At 44.6% G+C, this 15847-nt stretch carries 22 protein-coding genes; 19 read left to right on the forward strand and 3 right to left on the reverse strand.

Annotated elements, in window-relative coordinates; genetic code table 11:
• Position 1 precedes the first annotated feature (1 nt).
• The 16 genes from GJ688_RS02570 to GJ688_RS02645 all read left to right on the forward strand — a co-directional run bounded on the left by GJ688_RS02570 (position 2) and on the right by GJ688_RS02645 (position 11019).
• Positions 2-907, forward strand: a complete 906-nt coding sequence (locus GJ688_RS02570) for a hypothetical protein (protein ID WP_170291597.1) — start codon at positions 2-4, stop codon at positions 905-907.
• On the forward strand, positions 907-1266 hold the full coding sequence (locus GJ688_RS02575; protein WP_155474989.1) for a PDDEXK family nuclease: 360 nt from the start codon (positions 907-909) through the stop codon (positions 1264-1266). Before GJ688_RS02570 ends, GJ688_RS02575 begins: the two co-directional genes overlap by 1 nt.
• A 103-nt stretch (positions 1267-1369) precedes the next feature.
• The gene (locus GJ688_RS02580; protein WP_155474990.1) at positions 1370-1807 is read left to right on the forward strand and encodes a 4Fe-4S cluster-binding domain-containing protein; all 438 of its coding nucleotides are present in this window, start codon (positions 1370-1372) and stop codon (positions 1805-1807) included.
• 3 nt (positions 1808-1810) lie between these two features.
• The gene (gene nrdD / locus GJ688_RS02585) at positions 1811-2494 is read left to right on the forward strand and encodes an anaerobic ribonucleoside-triphosphate reductase (RefSeq protein ID WP_155474991.1); all 684 of its coding nucleotides are present in this window, start codon (positions 1811-1813) and stop codon (positions 2492-2494) included.
• 82 nt (positions 2495-2576) lie between these two features.
• A complete protein-coding gene (locus GJ688_RS02590; RefSeq protein WP_155474992.1) occupies positions 2577-3422 on the forward strand; it encodes a hypothetical protein in 846 nt (281 codons plus the stop codon).
• 156 nt (positions 3423-3578) lie between these two features.
• A complete protein-coding gene (locus tag GJ688_RS02595; protein WP_328597294.1) occupies positions 3579-4808 on the forward strand; it encodes an anaerobic ribonucleoside-triphosphate reductase in 1230 nt (409 codons plus the stop codon).
• 83 nt (positions 4809-4891) lie between these two features.
• On the forward strand, positions 4892-5392 hold the full coding sequence (gene dut / locus GJ688_RS02600; RefSeq protein ID WP_235910725.1) for a dUTP diphosphatase: 501 nt from the start codon (positions 4892-4894) through the stop codon (positions 5390-5392).
• Positions 5393-5425: 33 nt separating this feature from the next.
• Positions 5426-6364 (forward strand): FAD-dependent thymidylate synthase, encoded by a 939-nt coding sequence (locus GJ688_RS02605; RefSeq protein ID WP_155474995.1) that lies wholly within the window; start codon positions 5426-5428, stop codon positions 6362-6364.
• Positions 6365-6443: 79 nt separating this feature from the next.
• Positions 6444-7580, forward strand: a complete 1137-nt coding sequence (locus GJ688_RS02610; RefSeq protein WP_155474996.1) for a DNA-methyltransferase — start codon at positions 6444-6446, stop codon at positions 7578-7580.
• Between the two features lie 80 nt (positions 7581-7660).
• A complete protein-coding gene (locus GJ688_RS02615; protein WP_328597295.1) occupies positions 7661-8173 on the forward strand; it encodes a hypothetical protein in 513 nt (170 codons plus the stop codon).
• Position 8174: 1 nt separating this feature from the next.
• On the forward strand, positions 8175-8366 hold the full coding sequence (locus GJ688_RS02620) for a hypothetical protein (RefSeq protein ID WP_155474997.1): 192 nt from the start codon (positions 8175-8177) through the stop codon (positions 8364-8366).
• A complete protein-coding gene (locus GJ688_RS02625; protein WP_207708735.1) occupies positions 8354-8971 on the forward strand; it encodes a nucleoside/nucleotide kinase family protein in 618 nt (205 codons plus the stop codon). The genes GJ688_RS02620 and GJ688_RS02625 overlap by 13 nt, the downstream gene beginning before the upstream one ends.
• Complete coding sequence (locus GJ688_RS02630; protein WP_170291598.1) at positions 8904-9272, forward strand: sigma factor-like helix-turn-helix DNA-binding protein; 369 nt, start codon at positions 8904-8906, stop codon at positions 9270-9272. The genes GJ688_RS02625 and GJ688_RS02630 overlap by 68 nt, the downstream gene beginning before the upstream one ends.
• Entirely contained in the window at positions 9269-9676 is a 408-nt protein-coding gene (locus GJ688_RS02635) for a hypothetical protein (protein ID WP_155474999.1), read from the forward strand. Before GJ688_RS02630 ends, GJ688_RS02635 begins: the two co-directional genes overlap by 4 nt.
• A 127-nt stretch (positions 9677-9803) precedes the next feature.
• On the forward strand, positions 9804-9965 hold the full coding sequence (locus tag GJ688_RS02640; protein ID WP_155475000.1) for a hypothetical protein: 162 nt from the start codon (positions 9804-9806) through the stop codon (positions 9963-9965).
• 379 nt (positions 9966-10344) lie between these two features.
• Positions 10345-11019, forward strand: coding sequence for a hypothetical protein (locus GJ688_RS02645; RefSeq protein ID WP_155475001.1), 675 nt, complete (start codon positions 10345-10347; stop codon positions 11017-11019).
• A 518-nt stretch (positions 11020-11537) separates the two neighbouring features.
• On the opposite strand, the gene GJ688_RS02650 is transcribed toward GJ688_RS02645, so the two are convergent.
• The gene (locus GJ688_RS02650; RefSeq protein ID WP_235910727.1) at positions 11538-11981 is read right to left on the reverse strand and encodes a cytochrome b5 domain-containing protein; all 444 of its coding nucleotides are present in this window, start codon (positions 11979-11981) and stop codon (positions 11538-11540) included.
• Between the two features lie 148 nt (positions 11982-12129).
• Here GJ688_RS02650 and GJ688_RS02655 point away from each other — a divergent pair, with 148 nt between their 5' ends.
• Complete coding sequence (locus tag GJ688_RS02655) at positions 12130-12651, forward strand: ferritin (protein WP_155475002.1); 522 nt, start codon at positions 12130-12132, stop codon at positions 12649-12651.
• A gap of 46 nt (positions 12652-12697) precedes the next feature.
• The gene (locus tag GJ688_RS02660; RefSeq protein ID WP_207708736.1) at positions 12698-13207 is read left to right on the forward strand and encodes a ferritin-like domain-containing protein; all 510 of its coding nucleotides are present in this window, start codon (positions 12698-12700) and stop codon (positions 13205-13207) included.
• A 61-nt stretch (positions 13208-13268) separates the two neighbouring features.
• Here GJ688_RS02660 and GJ688_RS02665 read toward each other — a convergent pair whose 3' ends face one another.
• Positions 13269-13634, reverse strand: coding sequence for a hypothetical protein (locus tag GJ688_RS02665; RefSeq protein WP_155475003.1), 366 nt, complete (start codon positions 13632-13634; stop codon positions 13269-13271).
• A 46-nt stretch (positions 13635-13680) separates the two neighbouring features.
• The gene (locus GJ688_RS02670) at positions 13681-14007 is read right to left on the reverse strand and encodes a hypothetical protein (RefSeq protein WP_155475004.1); all 327 of its coding nucleotides are present in this window, start codon (positions 14005-14007) and stop codon (positions 13681-13683) included.
• Positions 14008-15009: 1002 nt separating this feature from the next.
• On the opposite strand from GJ688_RS02670, the gene GJ688_RS02675 reads away from it, so the two are divergent.
• Complete coding sequence (locus GJ688_RS02675) at positions 15010-15537, forward strand: hypothetical protein (RefSeq protein WP_155475005.1); 528 nt, start codon at positions 15010-15012, stop codon at positions 15535-15537.
• The last annotated feature ends 310 nt before the right edge of the window (positions 15538-15847 follow it).

Genomic DNA, 15847 nt, shown 5'->3' on the forward strand with positions numbered 1-15847 from the left:
CGTGGGGTTTACCAATAAGTTGGGGGCAAAAAAACTTCGGGAAGAAGTACTGGAACATCCTGTTTCAGCTCGGGGTACAAAACTATCGGCAGCGATCCTTGGGCATTTTAATCAAATTCATTCGTTGGAACTGCCAAGTGATGTAGAAATAGAACGAACAATTCTGGATTGTGAACAGATAGCTCTTACAGATGACAAAAGCGATCTGCACTTTGATAAGGGTATTGTTACCTTTACTCCTTCGTCGGCCTCTAAGTGCGAACGAGAGCTGTATTTCCGGGCTGACCGGATTCCAAAGGAAGAAGGGGAGATGTGTCCCTATCAGCGGCGATGGGTAAGGAATGGTTCAGCGGTTCATGCGGCCGTTCAACGGGATTTGTTATATGCAGAAAAATATTTGGACCACCCAGCTTTTACAGTGGTGCGAACAAAAAAAGGACTACCCGCATGGGAAAAGAACATTCGGCAGGTTCGGTCCCAGGAATACAACAATGTTAAATTCCAGCTGTACGGCATGATGGATGGTGTTCTTCAATATCGGGATGGAGCCAAAGTGGGTTTTGAGTTTAAGACAAAGTCAACCACTCTAGGGGTGATCGGACAATACAAAATGAAAGACGCCCAAGAAGATCATAAAACCCAGTGTGTAGCCTATTCACTGCTGTTCGGTCTCCGGGAGTTCCTCATCGTTTATGAATCTCTGGCCAAAGACGGCTGGACCAAAGGAGATGAGGCAAAACCGGATATGCGAGCCTTTCACTTTGAAGTCACTGATGAGGACCGGAACCAATTGCTCCATAAATTCGCAACGGTGGCCCAGATGTACTATGCGAAAGTGCTGCCTGAAAAGGTGATCGAAAAGTGTATCTTCTGCCCCTATAAGATGAAGTGCAAGGAGATTGCCTAATGCCCAAACGGACGAATTACCAACGGGGTTATGAGATTGAGAGGAAAATCGTGCAGGACTTAACGTCTCATGGCTACCTAGTGCTTCGTTCGGCAGGCTCCCATTCCAAAATCGATGTACTGGGAATTCGCAAGGATCGGATTTTGGCCGTGCAATCCAAGCGGACAAAAGTTTTTTCTTTAGCGGCGTACCGAAAAGAGATAGCGTCCATTCAAGAGGTTATCCGAGAGTATGACCTCGGTAATACGATGGACTTTGAACTTTGGATATGGATAGACCACAAAGGGTTTCGAAGGTGGAAAGTCACCCAGACTGATTTTTTACCGTTAGATTTAGAGGAGAACTTGCTTACCGGGTAATCAAATAGTCCTCTTATAACTGGGACGGCAAATACGCTGTCCCTTCGTTTTGTCACAAATCGGTCGAATTGTCGGCATTAAAAGGGTAAGGGGGGTGTTCGCAATGATCGTAGGAGGATTCAACGATTTGAATACATCCGATGCCGGAGGCGGTATTGCTTATTCGGTGTTCTTTCAAGGATGTAGCAGGGGTTGCCCTGGATGCCATAATCCCGAACTACAAGACCCCGACGGGGGAATGGATATCAAGCCGGAAGACATTCTGCTCCGAATCCAAAAGTATCGTAACCACTATGATGCCGTGGTGTTTGTCGGTGGCGAACCTCTGGAACAGCCGGACGCCCTGATACACCTGTTAATCGGCATCAACGAAATGGGATTAGAATCTTGGCTCTATACCGGGTTTTCATATGAAGATATTCCGAAAGAAATATCTTGTTGGTGTACGGTTATCGTGGCAGGGGAGTATCGAGAGGAACTGCGTACCGGGGCTTTCCCGGCCAGCAGCAACCAGAGCATCATCGACAAGCGGAGGATATAAACGATGCAACAGACGCTGACTTTTGATAAGAAGTTTGACGCTCTTTATAAGCGTTTCGCTAAAGACCCTCAAGGGCTGCAACTTTTATCCTTGGAAGGAATCAGTCCCGATAAAGTTGACGTGGGCCAGATGTCTCACGATTACTTCACTAAGCGGTTGGCCGATACCACCGTGGACCAAAATGCCAACTCTAATGAAGAGTTGAGTGCGAACAACTACCAAGCGGAAGTAACGAAAGGCATCTTGAAATTAGAAGGATATTACCTGTTGTGGCGTTATTCGATGAAACGATTCGGTGTTCGCCGGGCCAATGAACTCATTTCGGCAATCTGGCGGGGCGAACTGTATTTCCATGACGCCAGTGGACAAGGGATACAGATTCCGTATTGCTTCGCATTTTCCACACAGAATCTTATGCTGCTAGGGCGGCCTTATGGTCAACTCGGGAGCGTATCCCCAAAACGGGCGGATAGTTTCGTCGCTCAAGTAACAGAAACGGTGATGGATTTATCGCAGGAATTTGCGGGAGCTGTGGCCCCAGGCGACTTCATCGTGAACCTATCTTGGTATTTGAAACGAGAAGGCACCAGCCCGGATGACGCCAGTGATCGAGATGCAATAGTGAACCTCTGGCAGAAGTTCATTCATGTAGCCAACAACAAATTCCGTTTCTGTGAAGCGGCATAGGCAGGCGACTGTCTATTGCAAACCCCGTGAATTGCTGGGAAGTCTCCGATTAAAAAAGTGCCCAGGAAGGAGGTGAATGTCAATGCGATTTACAGGATATAACCCTTGCGAAAACCGTAATTGGTTACATCACAGATTTGTTGTAGAAATGAAAAGTCGTGAGGAAATTGCTAAGGAGATTGGATGTAAGTCAGCTTCAGTGAATATTTGGTTATGGCGTCACGGTATTCGTAGAACTAGAAAGTTTACGATTCATGATTTGGTTCGCCTGCATTTTATGAAGCGTATGTCCATTATTGAAATTGCTCGGCACTATGGCGTCAGCACTGATACCGTTGTCTACCATTTCAAGACTCAGGGGATTAAGCATATCCCAAACATCAAACGAGTCGATAAATACGCTACATTCACGAAGAAATGGTTTATCGAAAATTACGTGAACACCGAAACATCAATTATTCAGTTATCCAATTGTTATAACGTTGACTCTGTGATTCTAAGCAATATGCTGAAATCTTATGGATTAACGGTGAAATATCATGACAACGTGTATCCAGAACGGATATACAACCTTTTGCGATGTTACCACAAGCAAAAATACTTCGACCGAACATTAAGGAAATTTGGAGATAAGTGTTCCAAATGCGGTACAGATAAAGACCTACAGATGCACCATAAAGTAAAGATGAAATCTATGGTAATCGATGCGGTGAATCAGAGCGGGATTACTCCTTATACAGAAGATAATCAAAACGCTTTGTACGATTGGATGAAAGCAAACTCTAAAGCCTATAACGACCTCAATAACTTAGAGATTTTATGTGGGCACTGTCATAAAGAACTTCATCGGAGACAATCAGCAGCCAAGCCTCCCATGGAGGAAGGTTCAACGACTATCGAAAAGACATTGGATGTTGGAGTCGCGTAAGACTTCCAATGGAACTGAGTAGAGTAGGGCACAAGCGATGGGTGCTCAAAGTGCGGGGGCACTCACGCCTAACCTAAAGCGATGAGTGTATGAGATAGTCTGACCTATGCGGCGACGTATAGCAGGGGATGTGTAGCGAACATCTTCGTAACACAAGTGACTTCAGGACAAAGCCCCTTCACAAACATCTCTATATTTGACCGAGTAAACCTTGAGAAACTGTTTGCGGAGTATCGTTACCCAGATGGTACTGCAGTAGACATTGAATTTGTAATGAAAGTTCAGAAAATCCTCGCGGAGTTCTTTGCCCAGGGTGATCCGACTACAGGTCTACCATACCGGTTCCCGGTGATGACCGCAAACTTGTCTGTAGATGAAAATCGGCAGCCCCTTGATGATGATTTTATGTCATTTATCAGCCGGGTGAATGCAAAACTAGGATGCTTCAATATTTACGCCAACGAAGGCAGCAAGATCGCAATGTGCTGTCGCTTCGTAAATGATACCGAACGGATGAATTACCGGGCGGATAGTTTTGGCAATGGCGGATTGAATATCGGTTCTCACCGAGTGGTTACCGTGAACTTCCCTCGGATTGCGTTAGAAGCAAAAGATCGAAAAGACTTTTTCCGTCTGCTGGACAAGCGATTAACTATGGCTCGTGATTTGCTTCTGGTACACCGGGAAGAAATTTTGCAGCGACGTGTGGAAAAAGGGTTTTTGAAGTTTTTCAAGCCTCTACGCTGGTTTACTCTGGATATGCTGTTTTCCACTATCGGAATCCATGGTCAATATGAGATGAGCCACTTCTTAGGGATGCCGATGGAATCCCAGGAAGGTCAGGATTTCGTAGAGGAAGTGCTGATTAAAACGGAAGAGTATGCTCTGGCTTTTAGTCAAGAAACAGGTTACTCCTTCAACACAGAGGAAATCCCCGCTGAAAGCACAGCCGTCAGCCTAGCTCGAAAAGACCGGTTGATCTTTGGAGATAAGCAGCCCTTTGAGTTGTATTCTAATCAATACATTCCGTTGATTGCGGATATGGGAACCATGGATCGAATCCGATTAACCGGACGTTTCATGAAGCATGTAAGTGGTGGCGGGATTCTTCACTTGAATGTACAGGAGCGAATTACCGAATCTGTAACGATGGAACGGCTGATTCGCATCGCATTAACCGAAGGGGTAGAGCATTTTGCCATTAACTACGGATTCGGCATCTGTAAGGAAGGACATACGTCCATCGTGGGAACAGGGGAAACCTGCCCTATTTGCGGCTTTCCTATTACAGACTATTTGACGCGGATTATCGGTTACTTTACCAAGGTTTCCAGTTGGAATGCTACCCGGAAAAATTACGAGTACCCAAAACGAAAATTCAACTGATACAACACATGGGGGAGTTTTCCCCCAACTTTTGTGTCACAAAATCGAGGTTCTGTCGGCATTAAGTTATGGAGGTGCGGAAATTGAAACACACAAATACGAAAATTCTGATCCCGACGAAGAAGCTCCATTTACTTGCTACGATCCCCGAACGGGAGACACCGCTTTCCAGTGGTTTCGACCTGAGAGTTTTTGATGTGATAAAGCCATCGGAAGATCCCAGTAAACCTTTACAATCCTGGTTTGAACATTATACCCTGCGTCCCGGCGAACGCTGCATGGTCCGAACAGGGATTGCCGTACAGATGCCTGCTGGAATGGAAGCGGAAGTGCGTCCTCGTAGCGGCCTTGCATGGAAGCATGGAATTACTGTGCTTAATACGCCGGGTACGATTGACGCGGATTATACCGGTGGCATCGGAGTGATTCTGATTAACCTGTCTGATAAGGCGTTCACGATCAACTTTGAAAACAGGATTGCCCAGATGATTTTCCCACAAGCCTTGCATAACACGGAACTTACGGAAGTTGAGTCCTTCACAAAAACAGAACGGGGATGCGGAGGCTTTGGCCACACCGGTTAGTAACAGCGATACAACAAAGAAAGGAGCTTGCAGATGACTTACGCAATGAAAAACCTCGCCCCGGAAGATACCTTTTCGATTAACATGAACGACATCACCGGAAACACCCTAGTGTATATGGACCCCAAACGGAATGAAGATATATCAAATATTGAATACTTCATTAACCGGATATATGCCTCACAGGGATATCAACCTGTTCAAAAGGGCCGGGTTATTGCATTACGGGCAACCGACCGTGATCGGCTCACTTCCGCTTTCGCATCTGCCTTATATCTGGGGAAGTACGACGATATGGATAACACCAATCGCTTCCTTAACGGCATGGTGAAGGCCGGTCATTCTTACGAACCCATCCGTGGTGAATCAGTTTCTTTCCTTTATATAGGTGTCAGTAAGACTACCTACGATCATCTCATCACGTACACGATCCGTAACCGTAGAATTGCCGGTGGCTTTCGGGCAAATAAGCCATGGGGGTTAGTGATTCCCCATGAGGCGAAAAACCCAAACTGGTATTTTATGATGATGGAAAATCAGTTAGCACGCTGTGAAGAGGTCATGAAAGAGCATCCCGAAGAACCGCTTCAAGCCTTGCGTTCCCTTTACCCCATGGGCGTCATGATGCCCCCGTTTATGTTTGATTTCTCTGAAGAAGCACTGGTGAAGAACGTGTTCAAGCAACGTCTCTGGGAGCGGGGTGCTCAAGGAGAAACAAGGGAGATCGTACAAAACATGTTCGATGCCGTTCGAGAACTCGACCCCGAAAAATGGGACTTCCTAAAGGAGTATCATGGGGAGCACATGACAACGCAAAAGCGGGTAATGCGGAAACTTCGGGTTAGGCGGCCTAGGCTGGGTGAACTGTTGGATGACAAAGAAAAAAACCAGGCCACCGACGTATTGGACCTGGACGTTTACAAACTGCTGATGAACAGATTGGGGAAAGCACCGAAAACAATGTGGGATTAAAAGCAGGGCTTCGGCCCTCTTTTTTTGTCACAAATTCGTCCTCTTGTCGGCATTAAGTATTGAAGGGGGTAATCAAACGATGCAATTTATAAATCAAGTGCTGCAAGGGGATAGCCTGGAGATTCTGAAAACACTACCGGATAATAGCGTGGATTCATGCGTGACCGATCCCCCATACGGTCTTTCAAAGGAGCCGGATATTAAGGAAGTTCTTACGAAATGGCTGGCCGGTGAAGATTATGTTCATCGGGGTAGCGGTTTTATGGGGAAGACGTGGGACTCCTTCGTTCCCGGACCGGCTATATGGCGTGAGGTTTTTCGGGTGCTAAAACCCGGTGGACACATCCTCTGCTTCGCCGGAACACGAACCCAAGACTTGATGACAGTGGCTTTGCGGATCGCCGGATTTGAAATCCGTGATGTCATCGAATGGCTGTACACCAGTGGTTTTCCGAAAAACTTAGATGTCAGCAAACAGTTCGATAAAAGAGTAGGTGCTGTAAGGGAAAAGATACGGATTCCATATAACCCGGTGATGATGATAAACGGCCAGAACACTCGGCCATGGATGGAAAAAGCGTTAGAGCAGGGTTTTCATGAGGTGGACGGTGATGAGCCTGTCAGTGAACTGGCGAAGAAATGGGATGGATGGGGTAGTTCAATCAAACCCGCACATGAGCCAGTAATTATGGGCCGAAAGCCTTTAACGGGTAACATCTGTGATACGGTTGAACGATTCGGTACTGGGGCGATCAACGTGGACGGTTGCCGAATTGGAGAAGAAGGTAGATACCCGGCCAACTGTGTTACCGTTGAACCGAACGAATGGTATAGCAAGTTTTTCAACATTACGCCCCAAGAACTATCGAAGAAGTCCACTAAGAAAGACAAGAACAGCGACTGGAAGGGAAACGTCATCGACCTAGAAGAACGGCGAGTGTATCCCGGTAGTGGTCGAGGAGTTCTAAACAGTACTCATACATTAGATGGTCGAGAGAGAAAGCCCGTTTTTAACCGCAACCATCATCCAACGGTAAAACCAACCGGGTTGATGGCGTGGTTGATTCGCCTTGTGACGGCCCCAGAAGGCGTTGTGCTCGATCCGTTTGGGGGTAGCGGTACAACAGGGGCAGCAGCCTTACAAGAGAACAGAAAGTTCATCTTGATTGAACGGGAAGCAGAATATGTAGAAATCGCAAGGGCTCGGGTGGGATAACCCGGCCCCTTTTCTTTGTCACAAAGTCCTCTATTTGTCGGCATTAAATAGTGAACGAACATTTTGGAGGTGAAATACCCGTGAACCAAGTAGCCCGACTGAACTACCGGATGGACGATAGAGATATAAAGGATTTTGCCCGAGACATCGAACACGGCTCTAGGGTGGAACGAGAGATTATCGAACTGTACGTTGATTACTGGCAACGAAAGACGGGTGAGGTGCTTTCCATTCAAAACAACGGTTGCGATAATTCCGGACGGCTCTTGCTGGGGGCCAACGTAAACCTAAAGGCAGATTACTTGCTAAACGGAAGGCCCGTGGAGGTCAAGTTTAACAACTCGAATCTCTCCACATTTCGATTCAAATCGGACCAGTTAAACAGTTACATGAAGCAGGGTGCCTCGGTAATCTGGGTAAATGGGTGGCAGACTTCAATTCCGGTATTTACAGTTCTAAAACCAAAACATCTGCGTTTGATTAAAGAAAGCAAAACACCGTTACCTTTCATTTTTTGGGGCAGTAAACTGTGCTACGAACTATCGGCATCAGATTACACGTGGACGGCATTGAAAGAAGGAGGGAAAGAGTAAAATGGGTATCTTGTTTCGCTATCTCGATGTCCTGAAGCGAACAGAAGAAAAAGTGGAAGAAATCGTAAACCACCAAGGAATCGAACCCGGCGAAATGTTAGGTTATTTGAAATGGCTTGAACGGCGATATGGCCTGTTGCTACGGTGGCAGCGAAAAGATTCGGCGAAGGCGGTTAAAAAATGTACGGTGTAAAAATCGCCATCACCGGAAAAATGCGAAGCGGTAAAGACCTGATCGCGGAGTACCTTGTGCGGAAATACGGATTTAGGCGTTTCGCCTTCGGGGATGGAGTAAGGGCAGTAACGCATCTGATTTACCCCGACATACAAAACAGCGGTACAAAACCCCGTTCCCTATATCAGCAGATCGGACAAGCCTTACGGCAGATAGATCCGGCGGTATGGCTGAACTATACACTGAAAGAAATCAACGCCAGTACCAACCCATTCGACTCCATCGTGATTTCCGACCTTAGACAGCCAAATGAGTATAAGGCTCTCTTGAATAACGGCTTTACCATAGTGCGGGTTCAATCCACAGTTGAAAACCGCCTGGCCCGGATGAACGCCGTAGGAGATGTGTTCACCATGGATGATATCAATCACGAAACGGAATCTCACATAGACAATTTCGTGGTTGATTTCGATATCACAAACGACGATGGTGTTGACCAGCTTTATAAGAGGATAGAATCGATGCTTTCATCTATGAGCGAAGGGGGAACCAGAATTGGGAACTTGCAAGATCGACTTCTCAGGAAAACAAAAAAGGATAGACGTAACGTATCCGCTAGATAAAGAACGTGGGATATATGCTTTACTCGCTAATGTACACAAGCTGCGGGAAATGCGGTTCAGCCGAGGCGATTATGACGCCAGCAACCTTTTAATCGACTTCACAGATGCCGTAGGGGAAGCCGGTCTTACCGCTCGGCAACGGCTCGTACTGTATCTAATCTACATTCGGTGCTTTTCTCAACATGAGGTGGCCCGGATGCTTAACATTACCCAGCAGGGGGTAAGCGATCATATCAATGCTGCTGTAGTCCGTATCGCTTCGGTGAATCGAATGAAAGAGCAGGGGGTTGGGGTAGCGTGAATGATACATTGAAGAATCCGTATTCCGGACGGTTTCAACCGGGGACGAAATTTAAGAAGTCTTTTGAAGATGAAGTTACCCGGTTAAAGAAACAGAATATGCCGTTGGAATGGCGGAATCATGCGGTTGAACAGTTAACTGAAGCTTATATTGAACAGACTAAACAGGTACCAGATGGAGTACAGCTACACCGGCTGGCGAACTACATTCTTCAGGATGATCTTCGAGATCAATGCCCGGATAAGATAACGCGAACTGATTTTCCGTTTTTGAGCAGAGGGCAGATACAAGTACGGATGAAAAGAGAAACACCAACTGGGGATATGGGTTTCTTCTCATCTATCGGTAAACGACAAAGGATTAAGCCGAAAAAATACCGTCATATGCAACGGGAGGGGGCATAATCGCCCTCTCTGTTTTTTATATCTGGAGATGACACATTGCGTTCACGAAACTAACTTAACTTTACTATTGAATAACTCCTAGATAAGCTGTACCTGCCTCGCAACAAAAGCAGGGAGGATTTACAGAATGACAGAGTTTTATCAAACCGGACTGGGCAGGAAGTTCTACGAACGAGACGTTCCAAAAATCGCTGAATCCCTAGCCACCATCGCTGAACAGCTGGCCCGGTTGAACCAGAATATCGAGAAGCTCAACGAGAACATGGGTAAACCCGAAAAAGCCGAATGACGTCAACGCAGTCCCCCGCAACGGGGGCTGTTTCGCTCTTTGACAACAAAAAAAGCCCACGCCAAATAAGCGACGATCAGAAGATTGAAGTACCTTCGCTTGATAAATGGTCGGACGTAGACTCTGGTATGGATAAGCTGACTTCGCTGTTGATCGTGATGAAAAACTGGCCTCCATGCTTAGCGGTCGAGATCGGCTGTCAGTTCTACGAGCTGGTTGGCTTTCAGTAAAATCAGCGAAGTTCACTGTGGACCTCAAAAGAATATGGAATTATCTGGATGATTATTCCTAAAGCAATTAGTCTTTTAATTCAGCTAAATTTCATTTTAATCCATTAAATTAAGAGAATGTAAAGATTAAAACTATGGAGGTCAAATTTGTGCGAAATACTAAAAGGATACTTAGTGGTCTGTTATTGATTTATGGATTATTCTTTTTCTCTGCCATCCCTAACTATGCGTTTGCAGATGACTTGAAAACCAAAAATTACCATTCAACTGAGAGGACAGAAAAAAGGGGAGAGCGAGAAGAGGATAATCCAATTAAAGAACTTGGTGAAGGTTTAGGAGTTTTAGCAGCATGGCTAACAGTAGGTGCCGCAGTGCTCTATCCTTTGCGTCGATTGGGACGAATGGATAAAGCTGTCTCTGTTGCCTCGTCAAATGAAGTATGTGAATCAAATTCTTCAGATTCTAAAACTTCTGAACCACTCACTCAGGGTACTCGCAATACAACCTCCCAGGGTAGCCAGAGTAACATTTCTACAAAAATGACTAACAGTGCGGGTCGATTCTTTGGTCGTATTCATAAAGGTCTAGGACTTGCTGCGATTGCAGCTATCCTAACGCACGGTATGGCTATGTATATTGGAGAGGGTCACTTTGAAGAAGAATTTATTCTTGGGATTTTAGCAAGTATAGTTATGTTCGTAGGAGCTTTGGGGGGGATTGCCCAAATGATCAGGTTTCAAAGACCCGGCTTTACGCGACGGATCCACGTTTCTATGGTTTTGATCGGATGTTTGCTTTCAATTGGACATATCATGACGGCCTAAAAAATAACATATCCTCCAAACTTAATAATGAAGTTCCATTGGCCTCCATAAAAGGGGGCCAATTCGCTTTTATATAAGAAAAAAGAAGTCCTGCAATAAAGTTTTTATGCTATACGGGATAATGAACGATGATAACCCTATTATATCTTGAAAACCCCTCCTAATTAACCGGCCCATCATGCACTGGACCAAGATGTAAGATATCTGAAGCAAATGCTTGTACGTTGATTCAACGATAGAATCATTGCGGAATTATATTTTTTATTTTTATTGGGGCGGCTATTCCACGATATTCGCTCCTCCTTGCTGCTGGCCCATCATGCACTGGGTCGTTGATTGAGATACCTAAAGCAAATGCTTGTCGTTGATTCGACGGTAAAATCTTATGCGGAATTATTTTTCAATTTTTTATTGGAGCCAGTTATTGCTCGATATTCATTCCTCCTTGTGGGCGGTTGCCGCAGTGACATCATCGCTCTTGTAGGCGGGAAAGTCAACGTTATCGTTGTGAATAACAATTACTCTATTTTTCCTACTATCGATAATCGTCCTAACAACGATTGCCCTGTATGGCATGAGTTGTATTCTTGTGTCAAATCCTTACCGGCTAAGAGGCCGAAATGTGAAGCGTTAATCCAACTTGGATTATTAGTCACATCGTACACAATACCATTTATTGCAACATAAGCAGAGAAGCCATTTTTTCCGTTATACTTCGATAATTCTTGCCTTGGAATTACAACTTGGGTGGCCTTAGTGGAACGCGAGGTATTACATTCTTGAACTTGATTTGAAAATGCTTCGTTAAATAGAGTAGGCAGCTTATAAGAAACCCTCTGAATATATTGCTGGAATGACCTTCTTCTAAAAGGGCAGGGTTCATAAGTCATTGCACTTGTATAATAATTTAGTTCCCAAATGCCCTGATAAAACTCCAGAAAAGCTTTTTCTTGTTCATGCATATTATCTCCACCCTTAAACGATATTTATCAATTAAGGGTATTCTCAAGGTATTACTTTAGTTCCAATGGTCCCCAAAAGATGTTGCTAAATATATGTAACCACATTTTCTAATAGGCATAATATGGTCTGAAAAAGGAGGGCGGTTAAATGATTAGTCAAACGATGCAGCAGATTTTCAATCAACTAATTCAGGTAGATCTAAATTCAGCTTATTTTTATCTGGCTATAGCGAACTATTTTGAACGTATGAGCCTAAAAGGTTTTTCCGTCTGGCTTCAGGCACAGCACGATGAAGAACTTACACATGCACATGGTCTTATTCGGTATCTTTTAGACAGGGGTGGAGTGCCAGTAATCCCATCCCTTCCACAACAACCAGTCAACTTCGGCACCCCACTGCAGGCATGGGAAGTAGTTTTACAGCACGAACGATATGTCACAAATATGTACCAGAAAGGTTATAATGTGGCTTTACAACAAGGAGATACACAAAGTCAAGTGATTTTGCAAACTGCTTTGGTTGAACAGGTCGATGAGGAAGCACAAACGACAGACATAATTGGTAAGTTAAAGCTGGTGGAAGGTATGCCCGGCGGCATTCTCATGGTTGACCGGGAAGTCGGAGGACTTCGACAAGTAAAACAACCTGTGGCGGCACCTGCAGGTTAGTTGTAAATGTACTTCATGGATGATAAACCCGAAAGAGAGGGTAACGATGAATATTTCAATCCCCAAGTCACCTTACCCAGGCTATCCCTTTACCACTTATAAATACCATCCTACGTTTATGTACGTACCGATGTTCGCGTATCCAGAAGCGATACAGTTGATTTTACAGTCAGTCAGTGCCGAAAAAGAGGATGATTTATTTTATAGCTTCTTGTTAAAAGTGGCTCCAGAAGGACAAAAAGAGATCGTCGCTTCAATACGGGATGATGAGTTAAAGCACTTCAAGATGCTACGGCAGATTTATTGGGAAGTAACCGGACAAGAGATTCCCCAAGCACCTGAGGTCACCTTCCAAGAACCCGGAAGTTTTTGCGAGGGTATCCAAAAAGCTCTCTTTGGTGAACTATCTGCGGTGGAACGATACCGTAAAATTCTCTTTGGTTTTGAATTTCTACCATATAGGAATATGATCACTGAGATATATACTGACGAATTAAAACATGGAGTTAAGTGGAACTTTTTGTATAGCCTCAATTGTATACCTAGAAGTCGTTGAGAAATAACAAAGAAGCGAGACTCCAAAATGGCTCCCGCTTCTTTTTCTTATCATATTGTCATTAATTTTGTTGCTGTTGTACCCACGCATTATGACGCTCATCTCTACCATCTAACCACTGCTGCCGTTCTTCGGGAGAGAGGTTTTTTCCCGTTCCTTGCCATGGGGGTGCAGTCCCATTTTGTTGTAGGTGCTGCCCGTTTCCTTGACCATTACCCTGGCCGTTACCGCTATTACCGTTGCCTTTACCATTCCCCTGACCCTGATTATTTCTTCCTTGTCCTCGTCCGTTCCCAATTTGATTATTACTAGCGTCTGGCTGTGATTGATTTTCTATCGTTTGTTGTGTTGGTATAGAAGGATTTTGAGCGGAACATCCGATTAGTAATGGGATAATGAGAAGACCCGCAAAACGCTTTAGGGTCACGAACACTGAAACACATCCTCTTGAAAATTTTTTTCGGGACTAATCATTATTCTTGGCTTTGTTGTTGCTGTAATTGTTGTAACCGAGCTGCATGTCGGGCTTCTCTTCCTTCAAACCACGCTTGCCGTTCTTCCGGTGATAGCGTTCTACCCGTGCCTTGCCATGGCGGAGGGGTTATATTTTGAGTTTGACAGAGTCCCATCCCTGGACCACGCCCTTGACCGTTACAAAGACCTTGACCTTGGCAACCTGTTACCGTAGCACCGTTCCCGTTTCCTCGCATACCCATTCTTGCATCTGCAGGACCAGAAAGGCTTACCATGCTGACGAGTAACGTAGCTCCTAGAGCGGTAGCAATAATTTGCTTTTTCATCGTAGATACCACCCTTTCAATTTATTTATCCGTCATCCGTATTATCTCACCACTTCGTTTCAATTGTTTGACAGTTTCGTTACAATTAGGTGACAAATATTAGCTCTTCCTAACTTCCTGCCGCCGAAACTTTAACTTCCCTAACTGCCCCACTAGAGATAACCTATCCTGCCTCCCTCGCAATTAGTCAATCTTGAACATCGAAAGGAGTTATGACTCCACGTGTGTGTCACCTAAAGGTAATAAAAGCGTCCGGCCCCATTGCTTGCCGAACGCTATTTTTCTGCAACAAAAGGCCTAGCTGCGGACCGTAACAGCTAGGCTTTGTCCTGTCTTTGCGACAAGATATTGAGAATTATAACAGGAGACAATTTTATTTTATCCTAATTTACAAGAAATATTATTTAGGCTTCACTACAGCTTTTAGACGGATAAACAAGACCTTCCAGATAAACTGCTTTCGAATGTTTATTCGTAGGGATGATAATACTAATTGAGGATCAATATCAGGATAAAAAAGACCCTCAAGCCAACTGAGGGAGTGGCTGAGGGTGTAAGAGCTAGACGTTATAAATTTACCATTGGGATCACAAGTTTGCAATGTAATATCTGGTATTTTAATCGAGTTATTATCAAGAAAAAGCGACTGGGCCGTGTCGCAGCATGGTCATGCCGTCCGATCGGATGTCGGGTAAGGCCAAACGGGACTACCGACGGCCAGGGCCGTTGATCACTTATTTATAATTTGAGGACTTAGTGCCTTTTGAAGTGTTTGATCGGATGAAGTACGAGCAACATGTTCAACTGCTACTGAAGTGGAGGAAGAAGTATGGTGATGATTATATCTGTCGGCAGTGGAGGCTAGCGGGGTATGGGTTCAAAGTTATTTTGCAAGCGTTGGAATTAAAAAACTAAGCGATATATCAAACACATAGCTATTGGTGACATTAAAACCCAATTATGTTAGAATGAAACTCAACCCAAATAAGGAGGAAGAGTAAAGTGAAATTGAAAGTATTATTTATCGTCCTTACTTTTGGCCTAATATTAACTGGTTGTTCTGAAACAATGGAAGCCACAAAGAAGGAAGAACCGAAAACCGTAGCTGTTCAATCTGAAACTCTAGCACCAAAGACTGAAGCAGCTAAAAAAGAGGAACCTAGTATTAAGACTGGCGTATTTGCATACGCCAAGAAAGTAGATATTACTGATGCCAGAGACATTACTAAACATGTAACAGCTACAGTTTTTATGAGCGACGAACTAACCCCAGCATTGGCGACTCAACACGTTTTAACTCAGTCTTATGACTTTTTACAACAGGATGACCTCAAGGGTGCAAATACAGTTACTATTGGAGTTATGAAAGGTGATATTAGAGTATTTCAATACACAGTGGATATGAAAAAGTTTGTTCCGAAAGATTCTGAACCTATGGCTAATGTGGTTCTAAAGGCTTCAAAGGTTGAAAAAATGTTCCCTCAAGTTGAAGAATATGCTAAGACTGCAGGATGGAACATAATAAAATAACTATAGATATTAAAGACGATTTAACTTCAAAATTGACCTTCAATACCGAAGAAATAATAACGATAAATAACCACTGCGGAAGGGCGACGTGCCTTTCCGCTTTTTCCTCGTTTATGGAACTATGATCGCTATTCAATTCAGGAAGGGGTAGGTAGCAAGCCGTCCTTCCGCTGTTGGTCGCTATTTAATTTGAGGAAAGCCAGGTTCAAAGCGGCGATCCTGGTGGTTGGCGGCCCTTGGGGCCGCAGTGACATCATCGCTCTGGTGGGGGAGGAAGTCAACCGGAGTTAGCTCAACCAAATTTACAAGG

The sequence above is a fragment of the Heliobacterium mobile genome, assembly GCF_009720735.1.
In the GTDB taxonomy this organism is placed as follows: domain Bacteria; phylum Bacillota; class Desulfitobacteriia; order Heliobacteriales; family Heliobacteriaceae; genus Heliobacterium; species Heliobacterium mobile.

Coding starts and splice junctions, on each gene's coding strand:
- GJ688_RS02620 (WP_155474997.1), top strand. CDS start 8,175: ATGGGTATCTTGTTTCGCTATCTCGATGTCCTGAAGCGAACAGAAGAA.
- GJ688_RS02610 (WP_155474996.1), top strand. CDS start 6,444: ATGCAATTTATAAATCAAGTGCTGCAAGGGGATAGCCTGGAGATTCTG.
- nrdD (WP_155474991.1), top strand. CDS start 1,811: ATGCAACAGACGCTGACTTTTGATAAGAAGTTTGACGCTCTTTATAAG.
- GJ688_RS02640 (WP_155475000.1), top strand. CDS start 9,804: ATGACAGAGTTTTATCAAACCGGACTGGGCAGGAAGTTCTACGAACGA.
- GJ688_RS02625 (WP_207708735.1), top strand. CDS start 8,354: ATGTACGGTGTAAAAATCGCCATCACCGGAAAAATGCGAAGCGGTAAA.
- GJ688_RS02605 (WP_155474995.1), top strand. CDS start 5,426: ATGACTTACGCAATGAAAAACCTCGCCCCGGAAGATACCTTTTCGATT.
- GJ688_RS02660 (WP_207708736.1), top strand. CDS start 12,698: ATGAATATTTCAATCCCCAAGTCACCTTACCCAGGCTATCCCTTTACC.
- GJ688_RS02575 (WP_155474989.1), top strand. CDS start 907: ATGCCCAAACGGACGAATTACCAACGGGGTTATGAGATTGAGAGGAAA.
- GJ688_RS02655 (WP_155475002.1), top strand. CDS start 12,130: ATGATTAGTCAAACGATGCAGCAGATTTTCAATCAACTAATTCAGGTA.
- GJ688_RS02670 (WP_155475004.1), bottom strand. CDS start 14,007: ATGAAAAAGCAAATTATTGCTACCGCTCTAGGAGCTACGTTACTCGTC.
- GJ688_RS02580 (WP_155474990.1), top strand. CDS start 1,370: ATGATCGTAGGAGGATTCAACGATTTGAATACATCCGATGCCGGAGGC.
- GJ688_RS02650 (WP_235910727.1), bottom strand. CDS start 11,981: ATGCATGAACAAGAAAAAGCTTTTCTGGAGTTTTATCAGGGCATTTGG.
- GJ688_RS02590 (WP_155474992.1), top strand. CDS start 2,577: ATGCGATTTACAGGATATAACCCTTGCGAAAACCGTAATTGGTTACAT.